We start from the raw sequence: 25,154 nt of genomic DNA, 5'->3' as shown, positions 1-25,154 counted from the left end.
TCTACTGACTGCCCAAAGGATTACGTTGATTTTTTCCGCAACAGGTCTATGGTGCGCGCTTGTTGAAGGAACAGGGATATGACCGAAGAAAAAGACAATAACCCGAAAGGGGAACGCATCGCCAAGTTGCTGGCCCGGGCCGGTGTGGGATCACGCCGGGCCGTGGAGCGCATGATCGAGGCCGGCATGGTCAAACAGCACGGCAAGGTCATCACCACCCCCGCCACCCTGATCACCTCCACCGAAGGCATCACGGTCGACGGCATGAAGGTCAAGGCACCGGAACCGGCCCGACTGTGGATCTATCACAAGCCGCCAGGACGGGTGACCAGCTATCACGACCCCGAGGGACGGCCGACCATCTTCGAGGCCCTGCCCGCCCATATGCCGCGGGTGATTTCCGTCGGCCGGCTCGACCTCAATACCGAAGGCCTGATCCTGCTTACCAATGATGGCGAACTGAGCCGCTGGATGGAGCTGCCGGACACCGGCTGGCTCAGGACCTACAAGGTCCGCGCCCACGGTCGCCCGTCGAAAAGGAAGGTTGAGGAAATCCGCGAAGGCGTCACCATCGACGGCGTGGTCTACCGGGAAGTGGAGCTGGACCTCGGCGAACAGGAAAAGTCCAACCTCTGGCTCACCGTCGGCATCCGCGAGGGCAAGAACCGGGAAGTGCGCAAGCTGCTGGAATATGCCGGCCTTCAGGTCACCCGTTTGATCCGGCTCAGCTACGGCCCGTTTGAGCTCGGCAAGCTGGAACGCGGCGCCGTGGTGGAAGTGGAGCGTGACGCCCTGCACCAGTTGTGCCGCCCGTTCTTCGAAGCCCGCGGCATCAAGGTGGCGGAGCCGGAGGCGCCGAAGCCCAGAGCGAAACCGAAAGCGGGCTGGGCCAAACCCAAGGCGAAACCGGCCGGCAAGGCCAACCCGCGCCGGGAGCGCAAGCAACGTCTCGGCAAGGCGGACGACAAACCGGAGCGCAGCAAGGGCCGCAGCGATAGTCGAAACAGCGATCGCAGGGGCGGCGGCAGAGCCGCCAGCCGCTCCACCTCAACCAGGTCCCCCCGCCGGTCATGAGGCTGATTGCCGGAAAATACAAGGGCCGCCGTCTGCAGGCCCCGTCCGGCAAGCATATCCGGCCGACCACCGACCGGATGCGGGAAACCCTGTTTAACCTGCTGCAGAACAGTATCGGGCTGGAGTTTGACGGCCTCGAGGTGCTGGACGCCTTTGCCGGCACCGGCGCGCTCGGGCTGGAGGCCCTGTCCCGGGGTGCGGCTCACGTCACCTTTGCCGACAAGGATCGCCGCTCACTCCTGCTGGTGAAGGAAAATATCGCCCTGCTCAAGGCCGAAGAGCAGTGCCGTTGCCTCGGCATGGACGCCATCCGCCTGCCCGTGCCGGACCATCCCTATGGCCTGGTGTTCCTGGATCCGCCCTATCATAAAAACCTGATTTGGCCGACTATCGATAATCTGCTGACCAAAGACGCCCTCGCCGACGGCTGTGTCCTGGTCACCGAATGTGCCGGAGATGAACAGCCGGACCTCCCGGAAGGTTTCGAAGAGCTTATGTCCCGCACTTATGGCGACAGCAAGATCACCGTCCTCAAATTCATTAAATAGAATATTTCTTTGTAAATACTACTTATAGTTGTATTCTGCCCTGATGTCCGAGGGGGAATTCGATCTGCAAGAATATCTGGCCATGGTCCGCCGCGACCGGGCGGATACGCTGGACTGCCTGAGGTTTTTACTCGAAGAAGCACAGAAAGGCGGGCTGACATCAGTGGTGGAATTATTGGAACAGGCAATCCCGGAAATCGAGGCGGCGTTTCGCGAAGACGGCTAGCGGCGGCCGAACAGCCGTTCCACATCGGACAGTTTCAGCTCCACATAGGTGGGACGGCCGTGATTGCACTGGCCGGAATGAGGGGTGGCTTCCATTTCCCTGAGCAGGGCATTCATTTCCTCGGTGGTGAGCCGGCGCCCGGCCCGCACGCTGCCGTGACAGGCCATGGTGGAGCAGACCTCCTCCAGCCGTTCCTTGAGCGACAGGGCTTGGTCCAGTTCCGCCAGTTCATCGGCCAGGTCGCGCACCAGTCCCTTGATATCGGTGTCGCCGAGCAGCGCCGGCGCTTCCCGCACGACTACCGCCCCATCGCCGAAGGGTTCCAGCACCAGGCCAAGATCAGCCAGTTCCTCGGCCCGGGCCGCCAGCCGTTCCGCCGCACCCTGGTCCAGTTCCACCACCTCCGGCAGCAGCAGGGTCTGGCGCGGCACCCCGGTCGTGTCCATATTCTTTTTCATGCGCTCGTAAACCAGCCGTTCGTGGGCCGCATGCTGATCGACCAGAACGATGCCCGTTTCAGTCTGGGCGATGATATAGGTTTCGTGCAACTGGCCCCGGGCGGCGCCAAGCGGATATTTGGTCAGGTCCGGCGCATGAGGGGGTGGAACCTGATCAGCTTCATACCGGCCCATGGGCGGGGCAAAGGGTTGCTCTTCCTGCTCGCCGAGGCCCAATTGCCTGCCCGTTTCCAGCGGCCGCTGAAAGTCCGCCGCCCGGTCGGCAAAACCGGACGGAGTGGACGGCGTTGACCGATACCGGCTGTAGTTGCCCTGAAGCTGACCGCTATGAGGGCGGAGCGATGGTTCTGACAGTTCCGGCCACATCGCCCCCAGCGCCTGGTCGGCGACAGTGGTGGAGGAGCGGTGACCGGCCCCTTCCAGTGCCCGGCGCAAACTGCCGACAATCAGGCCACGGATCAGGCCGCTGTCCTGAAACCGTACTTCGGCCTTGGCCGGGTGCACATTGACATCGACCAGTTCCGGCGGCACCTCGAGGAACAGGGCCAGCACCGGATGACGGTCACGGGCGAGATAATCCATATAGGCGCCGCGCACCGCCCCGGTCAGCAGCTTGTCCTTGACCGGCCGGCCGTTGACGAACAGATACTGGTGCTGGGCGTTACCGCGATTGAAGGTGGGCAGGCCGGCAAAACCGCTGAGCCGGATGCCTTCACGTTCCACTTCGATGGACAGCGAATTGTCGGCAAACTCGTGGCCCAGGATGGCCGACAGGCGGCGCAGGCGGCTGTCCAGCAGCTCGCCCTGGGCGGCCGACACCTGGAAGCTTTTCCGCTCGCCGTCGCTGAGGGAGAAGGCCACCTCGGGATGGGCCATGGCCAGCCGTTTCACCACATCCAGCGCATGGGAGAATTCGGTGCGTTCGGCTTTCAGGAACTTGAGCCGGGCCGGGGTGGCAAAAAACAGATCGCGCACCTCCACCCGGGTGCCGGACCCCTGCGCCGCCGGCTGCAGGCTGGCTTTTTTGCCGCCTTCAATTTCGAGTCGCCAGCCCTCGTCGCTGCCTTGTGGCCTGCTCGACATGGAAAAGCGGGCCACCGACGCAATGGACGGCAGGGCCTCGCCGCGAAAACCCATGGTGGTGATGTGGGTCAGGTCGTCTTCCCGAAGTTTGCTGGTGGCGTGGCGTTCCACCGCCAGCTCCAGTTCCTCCCGGTCCATGCCGCAGCCGTCATCGGTGACGGAAATCAGCTCGCGCCCGCCCCGGGCCATGACCACCTCGATGTTGCGGGCCCCGGCATCGAGCGCGTTTTCCACCAGTTCCTTGACGGCGCTGGCCGGGCGTTCGATAACCTCACCGGCGGCAATGCGATTGATGGTACTTTCGGACAGGCGGCGGATTTTCACTTGAAACAGGTCTCCGGTTAAACTTCTTTTTGATCCCTTGCGGGACATCTTAACAAGTCTGCTTGCCACAAAATAGCCGAATCTTTTCATATTTCCGACATGCTGCGGACATAATCCGTGAGTAGCCTCTTATATGTGGCAAGGGCAGCCGCTAAAGACAAGAGACGCTATAACACTCAATACCGGGGAAAATTCATGAAACTCGTACATGGCCTTATTTTCGGCTTGGGACTGGGCGGACTTTCCGCCGCCGTTCTGGGCATTGCCGACAAACATCAAATCATTCTGGCAGTGGGCAGCCTCATGCTGCTTGCCTTGGAAACCAAACTGCTGATTGACAATCGATCTGTGTGACAGGGAGACCGGACCGGCTTCTGGCCGGCTCTGCCGGCAGCACCGCGGCTGATTGTACTTTTTGACAAACGACAGATTTCCGTTGGATTGACAAAAATTCGGAATAATGCGGCAGACTGATCCAGATCAACGCAACCGCACAACCAGTGGATTAATGTTTCCCCATCACTCAACGAAGGGGAAGAAACATGAGATTTATACACGGACTTATTTTCGGTCTTGGACTCGGCGGACTTACAGCAGCTATGATGGAAATCTCGCCCAACTATCAGGAGCTCCTCGTATTTGTCAGTCTGCTCCTTGTTGCCATAGGGACAATCTGCCTTATTCCGTCACGCGAAGAAACATTCACAGGCGAAAGTTCCCTCGCCTGAGGTGACTATTCCGTCTTGGCGGCATCCCCCATCAGCGGGATATCCAGGCTTTCCAGATTGGCCGGACTACCGACCACTACCCAGAACAGATTATCCGGATGCAGCAGCCGCTTGGCCACGCGGCTGATCTGTTCACGGGTCACCGCATTGATATATTCATTCCGACGCTCGAAATATACCGGCTCGAACCCAAGGATCTGGGCGCCCAGCAACTGTCTGGCAATAGCGTCGCTGGTGGAAAAAGTCAGGGCGTAGGATCCGGTCAGGTAAGTTTTGGCGTCCTGCAACTCCTGTTCCGTTACCCCCTCGTCCCGCATGCGGCGGATTTCGTCGCGAGTCAAGGCAATGGCTTCCGAGGCCCGCTCGTTTTGGGTCCCCATGCTGCCGCTGAACAGCCCGCTATATTCCCGGGGCTGGAAGCCGGTGCCGATCGAATAGGCCAGGCCGTTTTCCTCGCGCACGGTTTCCGCCAGACGTGACGTCAGGCCGCCACCACCCAGGATATAATTCATCACAAAGGCCGCATACCAGTCCGGATCCAGGCGCTTGATGCCGCCATGGCCGAACAGGATCTTGGACTGGTGGCCCGGATGCTTTTTCAGATACAGCGCCGCCGGCATTTCCGGCTGGGTGTCAGTGACCCGGGCGTCAATGGCTTCATCCACCAGGATACCGAACGTCCTGTCAAGGAGTTCACCCAGTTCCTCGGCCGTCACGTCACCGACTACACTGATGACCAGACGATCCCGGGTCAGGCGCTCCTCCATATAGAGCAGCAGGTCCTCGCGGGTCAGGCTGTTCAGGGTTTCCTCGGTCCCGATCGGACTGTTGCCATAGGGGTGATGCGGGAAACTCTGCTCGCGGAAGATTTCCGCGGCAATGGAACTCGGATCCTCCTGCTGCCGGATCAGGATCGTGATCAGCTGCTGGCGGATCCGGTCGATGGCGTCCGGGTCGAACCGCGGTTTATTGAGGGCCAGGGACAGCAGGTTGAAGGCCTGTTCCCGGTTCTCGGTCAAGGTCTTCAGATAACCGTTAAAGCGATCCTGCCCGGAAGAAAAGCCGAGCTTGATCGCTTTTTCCTCAAGCGCCGTCTGGAAGGTCCGGGAATCCATATCCCCTGCCCCTTCATCGAGCAGGCCGGACACCAGCGCCGACAGGCCCGCCTTATGGGCCGGGTCCTTGACCTCGCCGCCCTGGAAGGCAAACTGCATGCTGATGACCGGAATGGTGTGATTCTCCACCAGCCAGGCCTCGATCCCGGTGGGGCTGATGACTTTCTGGATGTCCATCGCCGCGAGAGCGCGCCCGGCGGGCAGCACCAGAATGACTATCAGGGCAACAAGCAGGGATTTCAGTTTCATTTCATTTCTCCCGCTTGTTCAGGCTGTTTTGGCAGCAGGCGGCCGGTCACCGATTTCCTGATATCCAGCACATAGCGCGCCGCCTCCAGCACATCGTCGGTGGTCACCGCCCGGATCTCGTCGGGCCAGTTGAGCACATCCTCGATGGTGCTGCCGGTGGTCAGGGCCTGGCCGAAAATCTGCGCCATGGTGCTGTTGGAATCCCGGGCGTAAATCATTTCCGCCACCAGACCGGTTTTCACCCGGTTCAATTCTTCCTCGGTGATTCCCTTTTCCACAATTTCCGCAATCACGGCGTCGGTGGCTTTTTCCAGGATGTCGAGCGATTCCTCCGGCGTCGGCGCCAGGCCGGGACGGGGAACGGCGTAAAACAGGAAGCTGTCGGGATCATAGGAGATGGAGCTATACTGGCTGCCCGCCGCCACCGCGACGCGCTGTTCCACCACCAGCTTCTGATAAAGGCGGCTGACCACACCGGAACCGAGGATTTCCGCCAGCACGTCAAGAGCCGGCGCCAGTTCCTTGCGCCCGGCGCTATAGCTCGGGGCGTGATAGCTCCGGAGCCAGGTCGGCTGCTGGACCCGCTGGTCCCGGTAGTCCACCCGTTTGGCTTCAGTCTGTTCCGGCTCCTGCGCACGCACCCGCTTCGGCAGCACCGTGCCCTTGAGCGGGCCGTAATATTTCCCGGCCAGTGTTCGCACCTGTTCGGTGGTGACATCGCCGGCGACAATCAGGATCGCATTGGCGGGGTTATAATATTTGTCATAGAAATCGCGCACATCCTTGAGGGACAGCTTTTCCAGCTCGCGCCGCCAGCCGGCGATGGGAATGCCGTATGGGTGCACGGTAAACTGGGCGGCGGCCATCTGTTCGCGCAGCAGGGCCATGGGCTGGCTGTCGATCCGCATGCTGCGTTCTTCCAGCACCACATCCCGTTCGGACAGAATATCCTGTTCATCCAGCACCAGGCCCACCATGCGGTCGGCCTCCAGCTCCATCATCAGCGGCAGCCGGTCAACGGCCACGGTCTGGTAATAGCCGGTGTAGTCGGCGGAGGTGAAGGCATTGTGCCGGCCGCCGTTGCGGGCGACGATACGGGAATATTCCCCTTCCGCCAGCGTCTTTGTCCGCTTGAACATCATATGTTCGAGGAAGTGGGCGAGGCCGGAATGCCCCTTGGGGTCGTCGGCGGCGCCCACATTATACCAGACCATATGGGTCACGATCGGCGCCCGGTGGTCGGGAATAACCACCACCTGCATGCCGTTGTCGAGGGCGAAACTGTCCACAACACTATCGCTGGCCCGGGCCGGCGACGTTATCACCGCCACCAGCAGGAGGGCGGCGAGAACCGCCGTCCGTTGCGTCAGGGATATGAAAGTTCGGGATATACCGGTCATTTTTGTCTCCCGCTTGGAAGTGCCATGCTACAGGAGAGCATCAGGACTATTCGCCGAACAAAGCCTGCCTGGCCAGTTCCTGCGGCGTATAGGTGTCCGCCAAATCATCGTCTCCCGGCGGACGCAGGTGATATTCCGGCGGCACCGCCAGAGACGGATTCTTAAGAACCAGAAACTCGTCCGGAGCATCCTTGCCGCCGCAGGCGCTGAGCGCCAGTGCCAGAAGTCCTGCCCCGATTATCATTGCTTGCCTGATCACCAAAATATTCCCTTTCGCTTCACTCTCTGCCAATTATTGCGGCAGTTGTTTTTTCTTTTCCGCACTGCTGCCGAAAAAGGCCTCCCAGACCAGCACGGTCGCGCCGAGGGAGATAAAGCAGTCTGCCACATTGAACACCGCAAAGGACCAGTCGCCCAGATGAAACTGGAAAAAGTCCGCCACGGCGCCATACATAACCCGGTCGTAGATGTTACCAATTGCGCCGCCAATGACAAGCCCTATTGCCACCATTGTGAGACGAGCCTGCACAGATCTGAGCCAAAACAGCAAAACCACCACAATCAGGCAGGTCATGCCGACCAGAATCCAGCGCCCTGTCTCCGTTTCCGCAGAGAACAGGCTGAAGCTGACCCCCCGGTTCCAGTACATCACAACATTGAAGATGGGCAGAATTTCGACCACGCCCTTTTTCGGCAGTTCAAAGACATCGATGAACCACCATTTGCTGAGGCGGTCCAGCAGGAACACAAAGGCTGCGATGATCAGGCCACGGGCGAACATCAGGCCTCTTCTTTTTCCGGAAGCTCAATGCCGAGCGCATCCACCGCCTCGGCGCAGCGGCCACAGATGTCCTCGTGGCCGTCAATGGTGCCCACTTCCGGCAACACCTGCCAGCAGCGCTCGCACTTGCCGCCTTCGGACAGGTCCGGCACCACCGCCACATCGGCCACATCCTCCAGGGCAAAGGCACCAGCAGGGGCTGCGCCCTCGACCAGATCGGCCTTGGAGGTGATGCTGATTTCGGCGAGGTCAATGCCCTTGAGCGCGTCCACATAGCCGCTGTCGGTAACAAAGACGCTGACTTTGGCCTGCAGGCTGGAGCCGATGCGTTTTTCGCGGCGCTCCACTTCCAGCGCCCCGGTTACGACCCGGCGCAGGCTGCGGACTTTGGTCCATTTTTCTGCCAGCGCCTCGTCACGCCAGTCGGCCGGCACGTCATAGAAGGTTTTCAGGTGCACGCTGTCCTTGTCGTCGGGATAGCGGGACTGCCAGACCTCGTCGGCGGTAAAGGCCAGGATCGGCGCCAGCCAGCGGGTCAGGCAATGGAAAATGGCATCCAGCACCGTGCGGGATGCGCGGCGGCGAGTGGCCATCAGCGCATCGCAGTAAAGCGCATCCTTGCGGATATCGAAATAGAAGGCGCTCAAGTCGACAATGCAGAAGTTGTAAAGCGCATTATACAGGCGATGGAAATTATAATTTTCGATACAGTCCCTGATCAGCGCGTCCAGCTCGCTGAGGCGATGCAGCACCCAGCGTTCCAGTTCCGGCATCTCGGATACTGGCAGACGCTCTTCCTCAGCGAACCCTTCCAGGTTGCCGAGCAGGAAGCGCAGGGTATTGCGAATCTTGCGGTAGGCTTCCACCTGGCCCTTGATGATATTGTCGCCGATGCGATGATCGTTGAAATAGTCGGTCGAGGTCACCCACAGGCGGATGATGTCGGCGCCATATTGTTTGACCACCTGCTGCGGATCGACCCCGTTGCCCAGCGACTTGGACATTTTGAGGCCCTTCTCGTCCAGGGTAAAGCCGTGGGTCAGCACCGCCTTGTAGGGCGCATGGCCGCGGGTGCCGCAGCTTTCCAGCAGCGAAGACTGGAACCAGCCGCGATGCTGGTCGGTGCCTTCCAGGTAAAGATCGGCCGGGCTCTGCAGGTCGTCGCGGTCCTCGAGCACGAAGCTGTGGGTGGAGCCGCTATCGAACCACACATCCAGGATGTCCATAACCTGTTCATAGTCGTCCGGGTTATAGTCATTGCCGAGGAAGCGGCTCGGTTCAGAGGAGAACCAGGCGTCGGCGCCCTCTTCCTTCATGGCCTCGATGATACGGCGGTTAACATTTTCGTCCTTCAGCAGCTCGCCGTCGGATTTGCGCACGAACAGGCTGATCGGCACGCCCCAGGCGCGCTGGCGGGAGATTACCCAGTCGGGCCGTCCCTCGACCATGGAGCGGATGCGGTTCTGGCCGGTCTGCGGGAACCATTTCACTTTCTCGATTTCGCCGAGCGCGATCTGGCGCAGGTTATTGGTGTCCATGCTGATGAACCACTGCGGGGTGCAGCGGAAGATCACCTTGGCCTTGGAGCGCCAGCTGTGCGGATAAGAGTGCTCAAAGTCGTCGCTCGCCGCCAGCAGCTGTCCTGTGGCGCGCAGATCTTCGCAGATCGGGCCGTCGGACGCGACAAATTTCTTGTTGATTACATTGCCCTGGCCGCCGAGCCACAGCCAGTCGTCGCGGTAGGTGCCGCCGTCGGTGACGGCAAAAACCGGATCGATGCCGTGTTCCTTACAGAGGGCGAAGTCGTCCTCACCATGGTCCGGGGCCATATGCACCAGGCCGGTACCGGCGTCGGTGGTGACAAAGTCACCGGGCAGGAACGGCCGTGGCGTGGCGTAAAAGCCGCCGAGGTGATGCATCGGGTGCTGCGCCTTGGTGCCGGCCAGGTCTGCGCCTTTGCCTTTCCACAGGACGGCAGGTGTCGCGCCTTCATAGCCGACACGGCCCAGCAGGGAGCCAAGCAGGGCTTCCGCTGCAAGAACCTTCTTGCCGTTCATCTCCACAACCACATAGTCCACCTCCGGGCCATAAGCCAAGGCCTGGTTAACCGGGATGGTCCAGGGAGTGGTGGTCCAGATCACCGCATTGGCGCCGACCAGTTCGGCGATCGGGCTTTCGGTGATTTCAAAGGCGACATCGATCTGGGTCGAGACCACATCCTGATATTCCACTTCCGCCTCGGCGAGCGCGGTTTTTTCCACCACCGACCACATGACCGGCTTGGCGCCGCGATAGAGGCCGCCATTCATCAGGAATTTGAGCAGTTCTTCCTCGATCTTGGCCTCTGCGGCGAAGTTCATGGTCAGATAGGGATTGTCCCAGTCGCCGAAAATGCCCAGCCGCTTGAACTGCTCGCGCTGCACGTCAATCCAGTGGGCGGCGAAATCGCGGCATTCCTGGCGGAATTCACCGAGCGGCACTTCGTCCTTGGATTTCTTTTTCTTGCGGTATTTCTCCTCGATCTTCCATTCGATCGGCAGACCGTGGCAGTCCCAGCCCGGCACATAGACCGCGTCAAAGCCCGACATCTGGCGCGAACGGACAATCACATCCTTCAGGACCTTGTTCAGCGCATGACCGATATGAATATCGCCGTTGGCATAGGGCGGGCCGTCATGGAGGATAAATTTCTCGCGTCCTTTGCTTTCCGCGCGCAGGCGGCCGGGAATATCATTCTCGGCCCAGCGTTCCAGCCACTGGGGCTCGCGGTTCGGCAGGTTGCCCTTCATCGGGAAGTCCGTCTTGGGCAAAAAGATACTTGTGCGATAATCTTTGGTCATGTCAGTTGTTTCTTATGATATCGGCTGAAAAACGACACTTTGTAGCAAGGGAACTCGGCCACTGTCGAGCCTTTTTCACGGGCAGCGGGCCGATTCAGGCGATTATATCCTAAAGATAGTCCTCCAGGCGCGGCATCGGGATATAATCCTGCCGGTTTTCCGGTTTGGCCAGAAGCTCCCGGGCGGTCGTGCAATCCAGTGCAATCTGGGCTTTCAGGGCGTCGAGTCCGTCAAATTTGGTTTCTTCCCGGATGAAATCGACAAAGGCCACTTTGACCGGATGGTCATAGATATGATCTTCAAAATCGAACAGGTGCACTTCCAGCAGCACATCCTTTTTGTTGAAGGTCGGCCTGCGGCCGACATTGGCCACGCCCTGCCAGACCTCCCCGTCGGCAACCTGGACCCGGACCGCATAGACCCCGGCCAGCGGCTTAAGATAGCCGTCCATGGAAATATTGGCGGTCGGGAAACCGATGGTGCGGCCGCGCTGGTCGCCCTGGATCACATGGCCTTCGACGCACCACCAGTGGCCGAGCCGGTCCGCCACCTCGCGCACCCTGCCCTGGCGCAGGCTTTCGCGGATATTGGTGGAGGAATAGATATGATCGCCTTCCATCACTTTCTCCACAATTGTCAGGCCGAACTGTTCCATCTCGCTGAGCCAGCCCAGCACATCGGTGCCTCCGCCGCGACCCGCACCGAAACGATAATCAAAGCCGGTCACCACATGCAGGACGCCAATGTCCTCCAGCAGGATCTTCAATACGAAGTCCTGGGCTGACATTTTATAAAGGTCCCGATCGAAGGGCAGGGTAAAAAGCTGGTCGACACCGAAGGCCTCCAGCAGATGAGCCTTGGTGCGGAATGAGGTGAGGCGAAAATCCTCCTGGGCCGGATTGAAAAAGCTGCGGGGGTGCGGCTCCACCGTCATCACCGACAGGGTGGTGTTCATTTCCCGGGCAATTCGCCCCGCCTCGGCAATTACGATCTGGTGTCCCCGGTGAAAACCGTCGAAATTGCCCAGCGCGATAACAGACCCCCTGCAGTTGTCCGGTATATTGTCACTGTGCCTGAAAATTCTCATTGGCGCGTTCGCATGTCTCTCAGATCAGCTGTCCGGACTGTTCGCTGCCGGACCGGTGTTATCCCCTGGAGGGGACCATCATCATAGCCTCCCCTTCCATAACAACATCATCACCCACTGTACACACGCAATGAAGTTTTACACGCTTTTTTTCCACATTGACGTCTTCGACGGTGACCTGGGCCTTGACCCGGTCGCCGATCCGGACCGGCGCCCTGAACTTCAGATTCTGGGACATGTAAATGGCGCCCGGCCCCGGCAATTCAGTGCCCAGCACGGCGGAAATCAGTCCGGCGGTCAGCATGCCATGGGCGATCCGGCCCTTGAAAAGGGTCGTCTTGGCATAGTCTTCATCCAGATGCAGTGGATTGCAGTCGCCGGTCACCTCGGCAAAATGGTGAATATCCTGTTCAGTAAATGTTTTTTCCAGACTGGCGGTCTGGCCGACAGCCAGATCCTCTACATAATATTTAATCAACTCCGACACCGGCTGCTCCCTCACAATAGGTTAAAACAACTATCCATGGCTATATATTAAGACTTAAAAATTTTGCGCTGCACCATATACCAATGTAAAAAAAAACGAAAGCCCCCTGTTCTATTAACCCTTTTTTTAATCACTGCAGCTAGTTTGTATCGGGTGAATGTCCGGAGAAGCCGGAAATTCGCGTAGTTAAAGATTTCCAACCTGTTAGCTTGAGGAGCGGGGAAAAGAATGGCTGTAGAAATGTCAATGCCTATCCTGATCGTGGATGATTACAAAACCATGCTGCGTATTATCAGGAATCTGTTGAAACAGCTGGGTTTCCAGAATGTGGACGAAGCCAGCGACGGTTCAGAAGCCCTGAACAAAATGCGGTCCAAAAACTATGGCCTGGTCATTTCCGACTGGAACATGGAGCCGATGACCGGATATGAACTGCTGAAAGAAGTTCGTTCCGATGAAATGCTGAAGGCTGTTCCCTTTATCATGGTTACTGCTGAATCCAAGACCGATAACGTGATCGCCGCCAAAAAAGCCGGTGTGAACAACTATATCGTCAAACCATTTAACGCAGCGACCCTGAAAACAAAACTGGTCAGCGTACTTGGAGACTTCTAATGGGTTCGGGTCTGCTGCCTGACCATATCAGTCCGCTTGTCGACAAACTGCGACAGGGCGACCACCATCCTGTTTCCCTGCCGGATGTGGCTGCGCTGACGGAAGTCCTCATGCGGTCTACCGAGAGTTATTTCCGCTCCATTGACCTGACGCTGTATCAGGAGTGTCAGTCCCTGGCTGACTATATCAATGATGCCAAGGCGGAAATCGCCTCCCTGTCGCCGGAACATTCCGACAGCGCCCAGATTCCCCGGGCCGGACAGGAACTCGAAGCTATTGTCCAGCAGACCGAAAGCGCGACCAACACCATCATGGAATCAGCGGAGCGGATTATGTCTGCTGAAACCGACGATGCGGAAGCGTTCCAGGCCACCGTGCATGATGCGGTTATGCAGATCTTTGAAGCCTGTTCTTTCCAGGATATCACCGGCCAGCGCATCAGCAAAGTGGTGCGCACCCTCGAGTATGTGGAGGACCGGATTGACCGGCTGATCAACATCCTCGGCATCCAGGAAGATGATGTGGCCAAGGCCGCCAGGGACGAAGAGGAAATTGATGAGAACAAGGCTCTGCTCAATGGCCCGGCCCTGGAAGGCGAAGGCATTGACCAGACCGAAATCGATGCGCTTCTGAACGGCGAAGCAACGGAAGAAGCAGCCGTCGAAGCCGAAGAAGAACCCCCTGTCCAGGAAGAGCTGGATGCGGACGACATCGACGCCCTGTTTGCAGAAGATGCCCCGGCCGCCGACGCCACACCTGAGCCGGAACCTGAAGCCGTTCCTGAGGAACTGAACGCGGACGATATCGACGCCCTGTTTGCGGAAGACGCACCGGCGGCGGATCCCGCACCGGAACCGGCACCTGCCCCCGTGGCCGCAAAGCCAGCCGTAAAGAAAACACCCAAGGTTTTTGCCAAGAAGGTCTATGAAGAAGACCCGGAGGCCGCGCTGGACGCTAAGGCAACCGGCAAAACCTCCCAGGAAGATATTGACGCCCTGTTCGGGTAACAACTTACACACCACAGAAAACTGTAACGACACTGCCGGCCACAACACCGGCAGTTTTTTTCTGACTCTACCGAATTACAGGTTGAGAGAGGGATCGCTGCTGAGCCGGGGCTCGCCGAACAGATAACCCTGTCCGAAGTCCATGCCGAAATCGAGCACCTCGAGAATGGTCTGCTCGTCTTCGATTTTCTCGATAATCAGGTCGATATCATAGCGGGCGAAGGCCTCCTTGATATCGTCGGGATGAATATCCGCTTCCTGCTCCAGCAAGGCGCCGGCATCCATTTTCACATAACGGAAATAGCGGGACGCCAGGTCGCCGAGATCAATATTATAGTCAAAAACCTTGTCCATGGAAAACCGGAAGCCGCGCCGCCCGAGGGAGGCCAGGCTGCGGGCGACCGTCGCCGAATGCCGCATCACATCCTGTTGCGAAAATTCAAACACCAGCCGGTCCGCCAGTTCGTGGTTCTCGAGCATGAAGTCAATGAACTGCGGGAAAAATTCCTGGTCATTGAGGGAGACGGAAGAAATATTGCAGAAGAAGCGCAGGTCAGGTTTACGCGGCCCAAGCCGGCGGATGACCTGGATACAGCGGAACAGCAATAAATTATCCAGCGTGCCCACCAGACCGCTGTCTTCCGCCAGCTGAATATACTGACTGGGAAAGATCACATTGTCGCGTTCGTCGCGCACCCGGGAATAGGCCTCGAAATAGACCACCCGCCGGGACGGCAGAGCGACGATGGGCTGCAGGTACAGGTCCACCCTGTTGTCCTCCAGCGCGTAATGCATGATCCGCAGGATCTCCTCATCGCTGCGATCCCGGCCTTCCTGGTCTGCCAGTCCCGTCCCCAGCGAACTGGAGGAAATCTGGCGGGCGAGCTCCTCATTCGCCACATGATCGGTGAGCCGTTTGCCGGATTTCTCCACCACCTGGTTCAGCAGGGTCTGCAGGACCCGCATCTCGGAAATGATTTCCGCATTCTGGCTGAAGTCGGCGCGGTTGATCTTCTCTTCATGTTTCTGCAGTTCGAGCCGCACTTCCTCGAGCCGGTCAAGGCTCATCTGGTAATCCTGATGCAGGTCCATCAGCCTGCTGGCCATATCCTGCCGCCCCATACGGAAGATATAGAGACCATGCAACTGCATGGAAACCAGAAATACTGCGGCGCCCAGCACCATCGATGTTCCCGGCGCCATCGACGTAAAGATTTCGGGACTGACGAGATAGACCAGAACGGCAACAACGGCATAACTTGCCAAAATCAGAATATGCGCCAAAATATTCATATACTGTCTCATAATCCGTTGGTTCGGACCTGCTGGCTGCAGACGATGGCGGATTACATCCCCTCTGTTTCGCAATTGCCCCGGTGTTATCCCGTTACGATAAATGAGTTATTTTGCAGGATCAAGTATTCTGAATATTGCCGGACAGTCTGCAGGTTTAAAACCGCCCGTTTCCCCGCTGCAGGCACAAAAAAGGGCGGTTGGAAAACCGCCCTTTCTGCATTCTGTAAAAAGCCTCAGCTCTTGCCGCCAAGGAACTCCTTGATGTCTGCAAGCCGTTTGGCTTCTTTAGACAGATAGGAAATCCACTTGTTGGCCATCTTGCGGCTGCGCTCGAACTTGCGCGCTTCTTCAAATTCCTTGCGGGCCTTGTCCAGCTGTCCAAGGTTGAAGTAAGCCATGCCGCGGACTACATGTGCGGTGTCTTCACGTTTCAGCTTGCCTTTGTCGATGGCAAGACCGATGAATTTGGCCGCATTTTCGTAGTCATCCAGCTGCATGTAGACCTGGCCCAGACGCATATAGAGATCACCGTCCCCGGACAGTTCCGCTGCCCTACGCAGCGGCATCAGGGCTTTCTGGTAGTCCTGGCCGTTGATGAAGGCCTGGGACAGATATTCCCAGTTCTTCTTGGTTTTCTCTACAGTCCCTTCCTTGATGCCCTTGTCCAGAACCTTGGAGGACTTGTAGGGAATTTCATGATACATGAACAGCTGGGACATATTCACCAGTTCGGATTCCTTCTTCAGGAACCCCTGACGATAAGCCGTTTCGTAAACAGTCAACTGCTCCTTCTCCAGCTCATCGCGCTCTTTTTTGCCGACGCCAGGCTGGTTGGCAAGTTCACCATACATCCCGGCCAGCTGGATCCAGTATTCCTTCTTCGGCCATTTGCTGACCAGAAGCTCGAGAATATCGGTTACAGTCCGATAGTCCTTGAGTTCGAAATACATCACACGAAGCAGAAGGTACCAGTTTTCCTTGGGCTCTTTACCCTTGTCCTGGTACATCTTGATAGCCTGCTCAATATAGGGAATACCCTTCTTGTAGTAGGACTTATCATTCTTCTTGTCACCCAGCGAATAATAGGCCTGGCCAAGAATCACCAGGGCATTTTCGCTCGGTGCTTCCTGATACTCCATCCAGCGGTTCATATAGTCGATGGACTTCTGATAGTCCTCCATCACAAAGTACAGCTGGGCCATGGTATAGATCACATTGTCTTCCAGGGCCGGCGGCAGGTTTTCCTGACGCAGTACATTGTTATATGCCGTAATGGCGCCGTTATAGTCTTCCTTGCTGTAGGCCAGGAAACCCTTGAAGTTGTAATACTGAGCCCGCTCATAGCTGTTCAGGCTATCAAGCTTGGATCCCAGCTCCTTTTCAAGAACCTTCTCGGCTTCCGCCCAGTTTTCCTGTTCGGCAAATGCCTGGGCTTCACCAAGGGCATTCCCCACTTTCAGGCGCATGGCCGGAGTTTTGCGGGTTTTGCGGGTGGCGTATTTGCTTTCTTCCTTCTCCGCTGCCACGGCCTGACCGGTCAGAGACGCGGTTACCGGCGCAACCAGCAGAGCAGCAGACAATGCTGAAGCGGAGAAAAGGGTCTTCGCAAAATTACTCATGGTCATTACGACTCCTCCTCTCTACTTCTCGAGTTCAAATGTGATTTTGTGCAGCACGCCGGCAACATCTACCGGCTGGCCGTCAACCACTTTGGGTTTGTACTTGAATTTCTCGGCGGCCTTGATGGCGGCGCGGTTGAACAGACTGCTGGTGGTTTCCACAACAACAATATCTTTCACCGTACCGTTCTTGGTCACTGTAAATTCAAGAATCACATAGCCCTCGATACCGCGTTCCGCAGCGCGACGCGGATAAACCGGCGCCACTTTAACGATCGGCAGATAGTCACCGTCACTGGCAGCAAAGCCGCCTGTACCAGCCACCTGGATACCTGTATCAACCTGGGCTGCACCGATTTCAAAACCGGTCTGAACGCTGTTCAGGTTGGTATCCATCTCGATGTCGGGGGTTTCCGGCGGAGTTTCAACCTCTTCAGGTTTGTCCGGCTTGCGGACTTTCTGTTCCACCTCACGGGCCTTACGAACATCCGCGATCTCGACGCGAATATTCACACCTTTCTGGGTATTCGGCTTTCCGCTCATCGCAATCAGCAACTGCATCGCGAAGAACAACGCAAAAGTAACCAGAACGGCGAATCCAAACGCTACTGTATATCTTGCTATCATTGTTCCCTCGTCGATACTACGTAATCCATTACGCCGGCGGCCCGAACGGCATCAACAACGTCTGTCATGATACCGGCCTTGGCTTCCCTGTCGGCCTGGATCACCACTGTTCCTTCCGGGTTTTCCGCCCGCAGCCGCTCCACGTTGGCACGGATTGCCCGCACGTCAACGCGTTTCTTCTGCATCCAGACTTCATTCTGACTGCTGACCGCAATCATGATGTTCGCCTTGGTCTGAGGCACAGCGGTTAAGGATTGAGGCCGGTTTACGTCGATACCGGCCTCTTTTACAAAGGCTGCCGTTACAATAAAAAAGATGAGCATGATAAACACGATGTCGAGCATCGGCGTCATATCGATAGTTGCATCATCCTGACTTTTTGCAGCATGTTTTCGCATGGCTCTCTCTTAATGATCCATAGTTAAGTGATCTTCGAGCATTTCGGCTTCCTTGTTGGCGCGGTTCTCCAGGTAAGAGGAGGCAAACACGCCGGACAGGGCACCGATCATTCCGGCCATTGTCGGGATCGTGGCTTTGGATACACCCGCCGCCATGGCGCGTACATTACCGCTTCCCAACAGGGCCATCACGTCGAAGACCTCAATCATTCCGGTTACGGTACCCAGAAGACCCAGGAGAGGACACACAGCCACCAGAGTTTTAATCAGGGGGATTGTGCCTCGCAGGTCCATGGTCACCTGGCTGATCATAGCTTCGCGAATTTTGTGGGCGAACCAGGAAGTCCGCTCGGTGCGAGCTTCCCAGGTTCCCATTACTTCATTCACTTGCTTGCGATGTCCGGTTTTGAAATATACCAGACGCTCGAAAACCAGCCCCCAGATCAAGGTGATTACGAGAAAGATCCAGGTCAGGATCGGGCCACCCCGTTCCATAAAATCCCGCACCAACTCGAATGCTTCAATCAGGGGCGTCATGATCAGGCTCCTTTACCGGACTGCTGCTCTGCATGAACGGCGATGATACCGGCACTCTGTTCTTCCAGAGTATGGATCACCCGCTTGCTCATGCCTGCAACAACACTGTGCAGGAACAGGGTCGGCAGAGCCACCACGATACCAAGCACGGTTGTCATAAGAGCCTGAGAGATACCACCAGCCATCAGTTTCGGATCACCTGTACCGAACAGGGTCATGGACTGGAAGGTCACGATCATACCGGTCACCGTACCGAGCAGACCCATGAGCGGGGCAACGGCGGAGATGATTTTGATCATAACCAGGAAGCGCTCGAGAGCAGGTGTCTCTTTCAGAATGGCTTCATCCAGTTTCAGTTCGAGAGTTTCAACGTCAACGGTTTTGTTGGCGTCATATACACTGAGCACACGGCCAAGCGGGTTGTCTGTGCTGACCACATCGCTGCGGATCTGCTTTTTAACCTTGCTGTTGGCAGAGAACAGGGTCACGAAGCAATAGATGATCAGCAGCAGGCCGACTGCACCGATTGCAAGAATCAGGTAACCAATGGTACCACCCTGGTCAATACGCTCGCCGATGGACGGTGTCTGGATCAGCAGGGCCAGGATTGAACCGCGTGACGGGTCAAGCGCGAAGGCAGTGAAGCCATCGGTTGCTGACTGCAGGTCGGACACAGTGCTCCGGAAACGCTCAGCCGGCTGGCGCACCAGTTCGCTCACACGTTTTGCACCGGCGCTCCACTCCAGGTATTTGCCGTCAGACACCAGGTTAAACGTACCGACACGGACAACTTCCTTGTCTTCGGTGGAACCGTCCGGATACTGAACGGTGGTGTTGAACTTAACCACCTTGCCGGATTCAGTCATTTCACGCTGAACTTCGTACCACAGACGCTCGATTTCCTCGATGGTCGGCAGTTTGGAGCTGGAAGCGGTTTTCTGAATCAGCTCATCCAGGAATTCCTCACGGTTCGGATACTGGGCGCTGATGATGGAAGCGTCGAAGATACCGCGGGCATCACCGGATACCTGCTGCAGCACACCGAACAGTTCCTTCAGGGCACCGAGTTCGTTGGACAGCTCTTCCTGGAGCTGGGCCAGCTTTTCTTCATTGGCGTTGAATTCAGCTTCCAGGCGATCGGAGCGACGCTCTTCGGCGCGCTGTTCAGCTTCAGCCTGCTGCAGCAGTTTCTGCTGGTCTGCCTTGCGGGCCAGAAATTCCTGTTCACGCTTGCGATGTTCGGCAGTCTCGTTGATCTTGCCCTGTTTAACCATTTCCAGGAGCTCGTCCAGGTTCTGGGCCGGCTGCTGGGCCGAAGCTGTTGCGGCAAGTCCGCCAAAAGCAACAGCAAGAATAATTGTAATCAGTTTCTTCATTTCGCCTGCTCCGGTGCCAGAATGGGAAGTTTCAGGAGCCTGTCAGCAGCAGCCTGTTTGTTTGCCACTTTCAGAGCCTGAGCAATGGAGGAATTGTAAGAATCAGGCAGAATTTCGAACTGCTTGGTATCTTTATTCCAGGCGCCGGAAATTTTTCCGTCTTTGGTTTGGTATACCAGAGCCACGCGACCGATCTGCAGGAACTCAACCTCGCGGGAAGTTCCGTCAACATCGATGGAGTCGGTATAGGATACGAGGGCGCGACCGTAATCGCTCTCGATCTGATAAGCCTCGAACACGCTGCGGAATTTCTCGGAAGCGTCCACAGACGGATCATCCATCAGCTCTTTCAGGCGTTCAATGGAATCGAGACGTGTCTGTTTCTGGAACGGAATGTCGTGCTTCACGAACTGCTCCAGAGCATCAACCATTTTCACCATGGTCGGCGTAATCTGACGCTTCACATAGGTAACCTGTTTGATGGAGGCATTCAGGTCTTCCATCATGGCTTTCTGGTTGTCAATCTGACGCTGCAACTGAGCATTATAGATCTTCAGACCTTCGACAGTTTTAACAACGGCTTTGTATTGGGCGACAATTTTGTCGGTTTCTTCAACAATTCCGTCGATGCGTTTTTGTGACTCCTGTGCAATCTTGTTTGCAGCTTCGCCTTCCTTGAGGACATCCTGCAACTCGGTTGCACCCGCAGCGCCAATGCCCAGAACAAGGGCTCCAGCAGCAGCGGCGGAAAGAACTATAGTTCTTACTCGGTGCTTAATCATGCGTCTTCCTACAGCTTTTTATGGGTTGTAAAAATTGAACCATCCAATATGGCATAATATGTAGTCAGAGATTTCGTATGGCATCGGGAATTGTCCTGGCAAGAGACACATATAGTCGTCTCCCGCATTTCCAGGCCTGCATCCTTCATACTCGTCCCCTTGTACACAATTCTAAATAAGCCCTCCTTTTATCCGATGGTCTCGAATAAGAAGAGTCTTAAAACAATTTAATCCGCTAAATACGGTCACTCTTGCTGAGCTTTTTTATGTCCGTATTTATTTTTTGGCCCGACGATCCGGACCTACACCTCACAGACTGTGCGTCACACTATCCCAAAAACTGCATGCTTTTCAAGACCTGCTTAGTAGCAAACCTAAAAAAAACTATATTTTATAATTTTGAAACCATAAAGGGCACCCCCAGGCAGCCTGTCAATAATGGCAATAATTACATTTTTTCAGTGTGTTAGCTTGAAAAATAAAATGCCCAAAACCATCCCGGTCACCTCAAAACACGGGCCCATTCCCGCGCAAAAGATGGAGCTCCGGGCCCTGTTTTGCGAAATAAATTTTAAACAGGACGCTTCGCGGGAAAGAATCATTCCGATCCATTAGTCCCGCCTGAACAACGTCAAAATAAAAAAAGCAGCACGCCCGAAGGTGCTGCTTCCCACATTTTACCTGCCGAAAGGCTGCCGGCACGACACCACTCAGCCGCCCCGGTTAAACCAAGTGAACGCCCCTCTACTAATGGGTACGTACGGAATTCACGGCTTCAAGAACGCCGTGCCATCTGTTTTCAATACAGGTCTGGCGGGCGGCGGCCAGGCCGAATCTTTTTACCATCTGGTAAGCCAGTTCCTGTTTGTACTCAAAATCGTCTTTGGCTGAAAATTCTGTTGTCATTTTACTGCGTGCCATCTTCATGTCTCCTTGCGGCAGCCCTGCTATCCCTGAGCCTGTTCAGGGACCAGTGGTTTTGCGTCCCGCCGTTGCCGACGGTTTGCCATTGTCACCAGAGATATTCCAACTCAACTTGTCTGGTATCTTGAACTGTAAATGGAACATCTAAAAAGGTTGTAAACAATCTCATAAAATTTTAGACAAATTCGCTCCATCAGCACCTCTGCGGCCATCCCGACCGAAGGGTTACATTATAACGATACGATTAAGGCAAGATTGAGACACCGCCGTCCGACCGCGGGCGGCTTCAGTTTGCGGACTTCCCGGCCACGGCCTCCACGTCGCGCCAGACCCGGAGAAGATTGCCGCTCCATATCTTGGCGATATCCTCCTCGCTGTAGCCCCGGGCGAGAAGCTCCCGGGTTATGTTCCCGGTCTCGGCGGCATTGTTCCAGCCGGTAATCCCGCCACCGCCGCCGAAATCGGAACTGATGCCCACATGATCAACACCCATGACCTTGACGGCATGGTCAATGTGATCCACGAACTGGCTGACTGTCGCCGGGGGATGATCCCGGTCCAGTTGTTCCAGCCCCTGCTTCATTTCAGGAGTCTCATAAAGCGCATCCTCGTCCAGGTTGTCGTCCTTATAGAGAGCGGCGACTTTTTGCTCCAGCGCGTCATAAGCGGCATGCCGGGCCGGGTCGACCTTGATATAGGCGCTAAGGGCGACGATCTGCATCACGCCGCCGTGCTTGGCCAGCAGACGCATCTGGTCGTCGGTCAGGTTGCGCGGATGATCCGCCAGGGCCCGCACGCTGGAATGGGACGCGATCACCGGCGCTTTTGAATAGGCAACGGCCTGGCGCATGGACTTTTCCGAAATATGGGACACATCCACCATCATGCCGAGCCGGTTCATCTCGTCAATGACTTCACGGCCGAAGGCGCTGAGGCCGCCGTGTTCCTCCGGCCCGTCGCCCAGTTCTGCATTGGGGGTGGAAGTGTCGCAGATATCATTGTGTCCCATATGGGCCAGGGTCATATAGCGGCCGCCGAGATCATAATATTTCCGCAGCAAGGAAAGATCCTTGCCTATCACAAAACCGTTCTCGATCCCGATCATCGCCACCTTGCGTCCGCTGGCCGCGATTTTTTCCACGTCGGCCGGATGGTAGGCCATCCCGATGCGATCCGGGTAGAACTGGTCGGTCATCCGATGAATCAGGCTGAATTTCTGGAGGGCGTCCGCCTTGGCCTTGGCATAATTTTCCGGCGTTCTTTCAGTCTGCCCCACATAGACGATAAAAAAGCCGCTATCGAGTCCCCCCTTGTCCATTTTACCCAGGTCCACCTGCATATCCGTGGCCTTGCCGGGGTCCGTTTCCGGTGTTTCCGTATAGTTGAACGGAATATCCACATGGCTGTCGAGGGTGAATATCCGGTCATGAACGTCCGCCTCAGGGGAAGCCGCAAAACCGGGAGAAGCGCCCGGCACACAGCACAACGCAATGATTGCCGCGACCATGGCGGAACGAAGGCTGCTGGCCGCCCGAAATCTCTTTACTGTATTCATAATTCTGACTTCCCCGTATGATTTATATTAGATATCTTGCAGTAATAGTCATATTTGGCATATGATAACTGTAGTTTCTCAGTCCGGCAAGGCAAGTACTTGCTGTCATAAATAAACTTTAAGTGACTCAGGGAATTAAGGGTTTGGCCAGTTCACAACTATTATCCGTGTCCCTCCAAAAAAACAGTCGTTCCGACCGTTTTTTTATCCTCCCTGCTGCCCGATTGACGTATATCAATGAAGTAAAAGGACGTATGTCCTATCCGAGTGCTGATGATCCTGGAGTTTTTATCTTTACCGGCATCAACAGTACAACACACTATGCGAATTCAAATTCACTAAAAAGACAGGTTTGTACATGACAACCCAACCTACACCACCTGCTGTCAGTCCACTGGCACAATGGCTCACATCCCTGGGGCTTGGGATCGGCGCCGTGATCGCACTGCTCATCGCAGCACAGACAACTTCAACCCCCTTCCAGATCCACGCCTTCGTTATGCTGGCCTGCTTCATTCTGGGCATCATCGCCGTTTTCAATCTCGGCTTCAACAAGGGTAACCGGGTAAAGGCTGAACCTTCGCCCGCCGGGGTCTTCTACAATGACGGCATTGTCAAGGCCGGGGTCATCGCCACCATCTTCTGGGGCCTGGCCGGGTTCCTGGCCGGCGACATGATCGCCTGGCAGCTTGCTTTCCCGGTACTGAATTTTGATACGGAATTCACCAATTTCGGTCGGCTGCGCCCGCTGCATACCTCGGCGGTGATCTTCGCCTTCGGCGGCAATGCCCTGATCGCCACCTCCTTTTATGCGGTTCAGCGCACCTGCAAGGTTCGCCTGGCCGGGGAAATCGCACCCTGGTTCGTGTTCTGGGGCTATCAGCTGTTTATCGTGCTGGCGGCGACCGGTTACCTGATGGGGTTCACCCAGTCCAAGGAATATGCCGAACCGGAATGGTATGTTGACCTGTGGCTGACCATTGTCTGGGTTGTTTATTTCCTGGTTTTCCTGATCACCATCGCCAAGCGCCGGGAATCGCACATCTATGTGGCCAACTGGTTCTATCTGGCCTTTATCGTCACCATCGCCATGCTGCATATCGTCAACAACCTGACGATCCCTGTCTCCTGGACCGAACCGAAAAGCTATATTCTCTTTTCCGGTGTCCAGGACGCCATGACGCAATGGTGGTACGGCCATAACGCGGTGGGCTTCTTCCTCACCGCCGGCTTCCTGGGCATGATGTATTACTTCGTACCCAAGCGGGCGGAACGGCCGGTCTATTCCTACCGGCTGTCCATCATCCACTTCTGGGCCCTGATTTTCATCTATATCTGGGCCGGACCGCACCACCTGCATTACACCGCCCTGCCCGACTGGGCGCAGACCCTGGGCATGACCTTTTCCATCATGCTGTGGATGCCGTCCTGGGGCGGCATGATCAACGGCCTGATGACGCTGTCCGGCGCCTGGGACAAACTGCGCACCGACCCGGTCCTGAAAATGCTGGTGGTCTCCGTTGCCTTCTACGGCATGAGCACCTTCGAAGGCCCGCTGATGTCCATCAAGGCGGTGAACGGTCTCAGCCACTATACCGACTGGACCATCGGCCATGTGCATTCCGGTGCGCTCGGCTGGGTGGCCTATGTCAGCTTCGGCGCCATCTATTGCCTGGTGCCCTGGCTGTGGAAACGCCCGGCGCTGTATTCCCTGAAGCTGGTGAACTGGCACTTCTGGATTTCCACCGTCGGCATCGTGTTCTACATCACCGCCATGTGGGTCTCCGGGATCATGCAGGGCCTGATGTGGAGAGCCTACAACGAACTCGGCTTCCTTGAATATTCCTTCGTGGAAACCGTGGAAGCGATGCATCCCTACTATATCATCCGCGCCACTGGCGGCCTGTTGTTCGTCCTGGGCGCCCTGATCATGATCTATAACCTGTGGATGACCGTCAGGGGCGAAGGTGAAGCCAAAGCATCAGAACCGGCTATGAAGCCGGCAATGGCTGAATAAG

At 56.5% G+C, this 25,154-nt stretch carries 24 protein-coding genes and 1 riboswitch; of the genes, 7 read left to right on the top strand and 17 right to left on the bottom strand.

The genetic code is table 11. From position 1 onward, the window contains the following. The first annotated feature begins 78 nt into the window (after positions 1-78). From FIV46_RS06765 to FIV46_RS06755, 3 genes are read left to right on the top strand one after another with little or no spacing between them, the layout of a single operon-like run. On the top strand, positions 79-1,074 hold the full coding sequence (locus tag FIV46_RS06765; protein WP_139939742.1) for a pseudouridine synthase: 996 nt from the start codon (positions 79-81) through the stop codon (positions 1,072-1,074). After that, positions 1,071-1,622 carry a 16S rRNA (guanine(966)-N(2))-methyltransferase RsmD gene (rsmD, locus tag FIV46_RS06760; protein WP_139939740.1) on the top strand — a complete coding sequence of 184 codons (552 nt, stop codon included), beginning with the start codon at positions 1,071-1,073 and terminating at the stop codon, positions 1,620-1,622. Before FIV46_RS06765 ends, rsmD begins: the two co-directional genes overlap by 4 nt. A gap of 43 nt (positions 1,623-1,665) precedes the next feature. Continuing rightward, positions 1,666-1,848, top strand: a complete 183-nt coding sequence (locus tag FIV46_RS06755) for a hypothetical protein (RefSeq protein WP_139939739.1) — start codon at positions 1,666-1,668, stop codon at positions 1,846-1,848. Here the strand turns inward: FIV46_RS06755 and mutL are convergent. Then, the gene (gene mutL / locus FIV46_RS06750) at positions 1,845-3,713 is read right to left on the bottom strand and encodes a DNA mismatch repair endonuclease MutL (protein WP_139939737.1); all 1,869 of its coding nucleotides are present in this window, start codon (positions 3,711-3,713) and stop codon (positions 1,845-1,847) included. The two genes, FIV46_RS06755 and mutL, sit on opposite strands and share 4 nt — an antisense overlap. A 195-nt stretch (positions 3,714-3,908) precedes the next feature. Between mutL and FIV46_RS18070 the strand changes: the two genes are divergently transcribed. Then, complete coding sequence (locus FIV46_RS18070) at positions 3,909-4,067, top strand: hypothetical protein (RefSeq protein WP_181163089.1); 159 nt, start codon at positions 3,909-3,911, stop codon at positions 4,065-4,067. Positions 4,068-4,446: 379 nt separating this feature from the next. On the opposite strand, the gene FIV46_RS06745 is transcribed toward FIV46_RS18070, so the two are convergent. The 7 genes from FIV46_RS06745 to FIV46_RS06715 form a co-directional block, all read right to left on the bottom strand. After that, positions 4,447-5,805 (bottom strand): M16 family metallopeptidase, encoded by a 1,359-nt coding sequence (locus FIV46_RS06745; protein ID WP_139939735.1) that lies wholly within the window; start codon positions 5,803-5,805, stop codon positions 4,447-4,449. Next, positions 5,802-7,205, bottom strand: a complete 1,404-nt coding sequence (locus FIV46_RS06740; protein ID WP_139939733.1) for a M16 family metallopeptidase — start codon at positions 7,203-7,205, stop codon at positions 5,802-5,804. The genes FIV46_RS06745 and FIV46_RS06740 overlap by 4 nt, the downstream gene beginning before the upstream one ends. Positions 7,206-7,251: 46 nt before the next feature. Continuing rightward, on the bottom strand, positions 7,252-7,464 hold the full coding sequence (locus FIV46_RS06735) for a DUF3035 domain-containing protein (RefSeq protein ID WP_139939731.1): 213 nt from the start codon (positions 7,462-7,464) through the stop codon (positions 7,252-7,254). A 33-nt stretch (positions 7,465-7,497) separates the two neighbouring features. Then, the gene (gene lspA / locus FIV46_RS06730) at positions 7,498-7,986 is read right to left on the bottom strand and encodes a signal peptidase II (RefSeq protein ID WP_139939729.1); all 489 of its coding nucleotides are present in this window, start codon (positions 7,984-7,986) and stop codon (positions 7,498-7,500) included. Further along, positions 7,986-10,826 (bottom strand): isoleucine--tRNA ligase, encoded by a 2,841-nt coding sequence (ileS, locus tag FIV46_RS06725; RefSeq protein WP_139939727.1) that lies wholly within the window; start codon positions 10,824-10,826, stop codon positions 7,986-7,988. The genes lspA and ileS overlap by 1 nt, the downstream gene beginning before the upstream one ends. 109 nt (positions 10,827-10,935) lie before the next feature. After that, on the bottom strand, positions 10,936-11,913 hold the full coding sequence (locus FIV46_RS06720; protein ID WP_139939725.1) for a bifunctional riboflavin kinase/FAD synthetase: 978 nt from the start codon (positions 11,911-11,913) through the stop codon (positions 10,936-10,938). Between the two features lie 58 nt (positions 11,914-11,971). Further along, entirely contained in the window at positions 11,972-12,400 is a 429-nt protein-coding gene (locus FIV46_RS06715; protein WP_139939722.1) for a MaoC family dehydratase, read from the bottom strand. A gap of 228 nt (positions 12,401-12,628) precedes the next feature. On the opposite strand from FIV46_RS06715, the gene FIV46_RS06710 reads away from it, so the two are divergent. Further along, positions 12,629-13,015, top strand: coding sequence for a response regulator (locus tag FIV46_RS06710; protein ID WP_139939720.1), 387 nt, complete (start codon positions 12,629-12,631; stop codon positions 13,013-13,015). Beyond that, the gene (locus FIV46_RS06705) at positions 13,015-14,022 is read left to right on the top strand and encodes a protein phosphatase CheZ (RefSeq protein WP_139939718.1); all 1,008 of its coding nucleotides are present in this window, start codon (positions 13,015-13,017) and stop codon (positions 14,020-14,022) included. Before FIV46_RS06710 ends, FIV46_RS06705 begins: the two co-directional genes overlap by 1 nt. Before the next feature lie 75 nt (positions 14,023-14,097). Here the strand turns inward: FIV46_RS06705 and FIV46_RS06700 are convergent, their stop codons facing one another. The 9 genes from FIV46_RS06700 to FIV46_RS06665 all read right to left on the bottom strand — a co-directional run bounded on the left by FIV46_RS06700 (position 14,098) and on the right by FIV46_RS06665 (position 23,136). Continuing rightward, positions 14,098-15,315 carry an EAL domain-containing protein gene (locus FIV46_RS06700; RefSeq protein WP_181163088.1) on the bottom strand — a complete coding sequence of 406 codons (1,218 nt, stop codon included), beginning with the start codon at positions 15,313-15,315 and terminating at the stop codon, positions 14,098-14,100. Positions 15,316-15,551: 236 nt separating this feature from the next. Next, positions 15,552-16,937: a tetratricopeptide repeat protein gene (locus FIV46_RS06695; protein WP_181163087.1), complete on the bottom strand. Its 1,386-nt coding sequence runs from the start codon at positions 16,935-16,937 to the stop codon at positions 15,552-15,554. A gap of 21 nt (positions 16,938-16,958) precedes the next feature. Further along, complete coding sequence (locus tag FIV46_RS06690) at positions 16,959-17,564, bottom strand: energy transducer TonB (RefSeq protein WP_181163086.1); 606 nt, start codon at positions 17,562-17,564, stop codon at positions 16,959-16,961. Next, complete coding sequence (locus FIV46_RS06685; RefSeq protein WP_139939713.1) at positions 17,561-17,962, bottom strand: ExbD/TolR family protein; 402 nt, start codon at positions 17,960-17,962, stop codon at positions 17,561-17,563. The genes FIV46_RS06690 and FIV46_RS06685 overlap by 4 nt, the downstream gene beginning before the upstream one ends. A 9-nt stretch (positions 17,963-17,971) precedes the next feature. After that, a complete protein-coding gene (locus FIV46_RS06680) occupies positions 17,972-18,499 on the bottom strand; it encodes a MotA/TolQ/ExbB proton channel family protein (RefSeq protein WP_181163085.1) in 528 nt (175 codons plus the stop codon). 2 nt (positions 18,500-18,501) lie between these two features. Further along, positions 18,502-19,875, bottom strand: a complete 1,374-nt coding sequence (locus FIV46_RS06675) for a MotA/TolQ/ExbB proton channel family protein (protein WP_139939711.1) — start codon at positions 19,873-19,875, stop codon at positions 18,502-18,504. After that, the gene (locus tag FIV46_RS06670) at positions 19,872-20,657 is read right to left on the bottom strand and encodes a DUF3450 domain-containing protein (RefSeq protein ID WP_139939709.1); all 786 of its coding nucleotides are present in this window, start codon (positions 20,655-20,657) and stop codon (positions 19,872-19,874) included. The genes FIV46_RS06675 and FIV46_RS06670 overlap by 4 nt, the downstream gene beginning before the upstream one ends. A 747-nt stretch (positions 20,658-21,404) precedes the next feature. Further along, positions 21,405-21,578, bottom strand: a complete 174-nt coding sequence (locus FIV46_RS18065; RefSeq protein ID WP_181163084.1) for a hypothetical protein — start codon at positions 21,576-21,578, stop codon at positions 21,405-21,407. A gap of 13 nt (positions 21,579-21,591) precedes the next feature. Then, a riboswitch (cyclic di-GMP riboswitch) is annotated at positions 21,592-21,675 on the bottom strand. Positions 21,676-21,867: 192 nt separating this feature from the next. Next, positions 21,868-23,136, bottom strand: coding sequence for a dipeptidase (locus FIV46_RS06665; protein WP_139939707.1), 1,269 nt, complete (start codon positions 23,134-23,136; stop codon positions 21,868-21,870). A gap of 358 nt (positions 23,137-23,494) precedes the next feature. Here FIV46_RS06665 and ccoN point away from each other — a divergent pair, with 358 nt between their 5' ends. Next, positions 23,495-25,153 carry a cytochrome-c oxidase, cbb3-type subunit I gene (ccoN, locus tag FIV46_RS06660; RefSeq protein WP_139939705.1) on the top strand — a complete coding sequence of 553 codons (1,659 nt, stop codon included), beginning with the start codon at positions 23,495-23,497 and terminating at the stop codon, positions 25,151-25,153. Position 25,154: the final 1 nt, after the last annotated feature.

The organism is Emcibacter nanhaiensis (assembly GCF_006385175.1).
Lineage (GTDB): Bacteria > Pseudomonadota > Alphaproteobacteria > Sphingomonadales > Emcibacteraceae > Emcibacter > Emcibacter nanhaiensis.
The sequence above is the reverse complement of the archived record's forward strand: the minus strand, read 5'-3'. Positions and strand labels throughout refer to the sequence as shown.

Excerpts from the sequence above, each read along its gene's own strand:
- FIV46_RS18065 (WP_181163084.1), bottom strand. The coding sequence starts at position 21,578 with ATGGCACGCAGTAAAATGACAACAGAATTTTCAGCCAAAGACGATTTT.
- FIV46_RS06755 (WP_139939739.1), top strand. The coding sequence starts at position 1,666 with ATGTCCGAGGGGGAATTCGATCTGCAAGAATATCTGGCCATGGTCCGC.
- FIV46_RS06665 (WP_139939707.1), bottom strand. The coding sequence starts at position 23,136 with ATGAATACAGTAAAGAGATTTCGGGCGGCCAGCAGCCTTCGTTCCGCC.
- FIV46_RS06705 (WP_139939718.1), top strand. The coding sequence starts at position 13,015 with ATGGGTTCGGGTCTGCTGCCTGACCATATCAGTCCGCTTGTCGACAAA.
- FIV46_RS06670 (WP_139939709.1), bottom strand. The coding sequence starts at position 20,657 with ATGATTAAGCACCGAGTAAGAACTATAGTTCTTTCCGCCGCTGCTGCT.
- FIV46_RS06710 (WP_139939720.1), top strand. The coding sequence starts at position 12,629 with ATGGCTGTAGAAATGTCAATGCCTATCCTGATCGTGGATGATTACAAA.
- FIV46_RS06700 (WP_181163088.1), bottom strand. The coding sequence starts at position 15,315 with ATGAATATTTTGGCGCATATTCTGATTTTGGCAAGTTATGCCGTTGTT.
- rsmD (WP_139939740.1), top strand. The coding sequence starts at position 1,071 with ATGAGGCTGATTGCCGGAAAATACAAGGGCCGCCGTCTGCAGGCCCCG.
- FIV46_RS06675 (WP_139939711.1), bottom strand. The coding sequence starts at position 19,875 with ATGAAGAAACTGATTACAATTATTCTTGCTGTTGCTTTTGGCGGACTT.
- FIV46_RS18070 (WP_181163089.1), top strand. The coding sequence starts at position 3,909 with ATGAAACTCGTACATGGCCTTATTTTCGGCTTGGGACTGGGCGGACTT.
- FIV46_RS06685 (WP_139939713.1), bottom strand. The coding sequence starts at position 17,962 with ATGCGAAAACATGCTGCAAAAAGTCAGGATGATGCAACTATCGATATG.
- ileS (WP_139939727.1), bottom strand. The coding sequence starts at position 10,826 with ATGACCAAAGATTATCGCACAAGTATCTTTTTGCCCAAGACGGACTTC.
- FIV46_RS06695 (WP_181163087.1), bottom strand. The coding sequence starts at position 16,937 with ATGAGTAATTTTGCGAAGACCCTTTTCTCCGCTTCAGCATTGTCTGCT.
- FIV46_RS06765 (WP_139939742.1), top strand. The coding sequence starts at position 79 with ATGACCGAAGAAAAAGACAATAACCCGAAAGGGGAACGCATCGCCAAG.
- FIV46_RS06740 (WP_139939733.1), bottom strand. The coding sequence starts at position 7,205 with ATGACCGGTATATCCCGAACTTTCATATCCCTGACGCAACGGACGGCG.
- lspA (WP_139939729.1), bottom strand. The coding sequence starts at position 7,986 with ATGTTCGCCCGTGGCCTGATCATCGCAGCCTTTGTGTTCCTGCTGGAC.
- ccoN (WP_139939705.1), top strand. The coding sequence starts at position 23,495 with ATGACAACCCAACCTACACCACCTGCTGTCAGTCCACTGGCACAATGG.
- FIV46_RS06680 (WP_181163085.1), bottom strand. The coding sequence starts at position 18,499 with ATGACGCCCCTGATTGAAGCATTCGAGTTGGTGCGGGATTTTATGGAA.
- FIV46_RS06720 (WP_139939725.1), bottom strand. The coding sequence starts at position 11,913 with ATGAGAATTTTCAGGCACAGTGACAATATACCGGACAACTGCAGGGGG.
- FIV46_RS06690 (WP_181163086.1), bottom strand. The coding sequence starts at position 17,564 with ATGATAGCAAGATATACAGTAGCGTTTGGATTCGCCGTTCTGGTTACT.
- FIV46_RS06745 (WP_139939735.1), bottom strand. The coding sequence starts at position 5,805 with ATGAAACTGAAATCCCTGCTTGTTGCCCTGATAGTCATTCTGGTGCTG.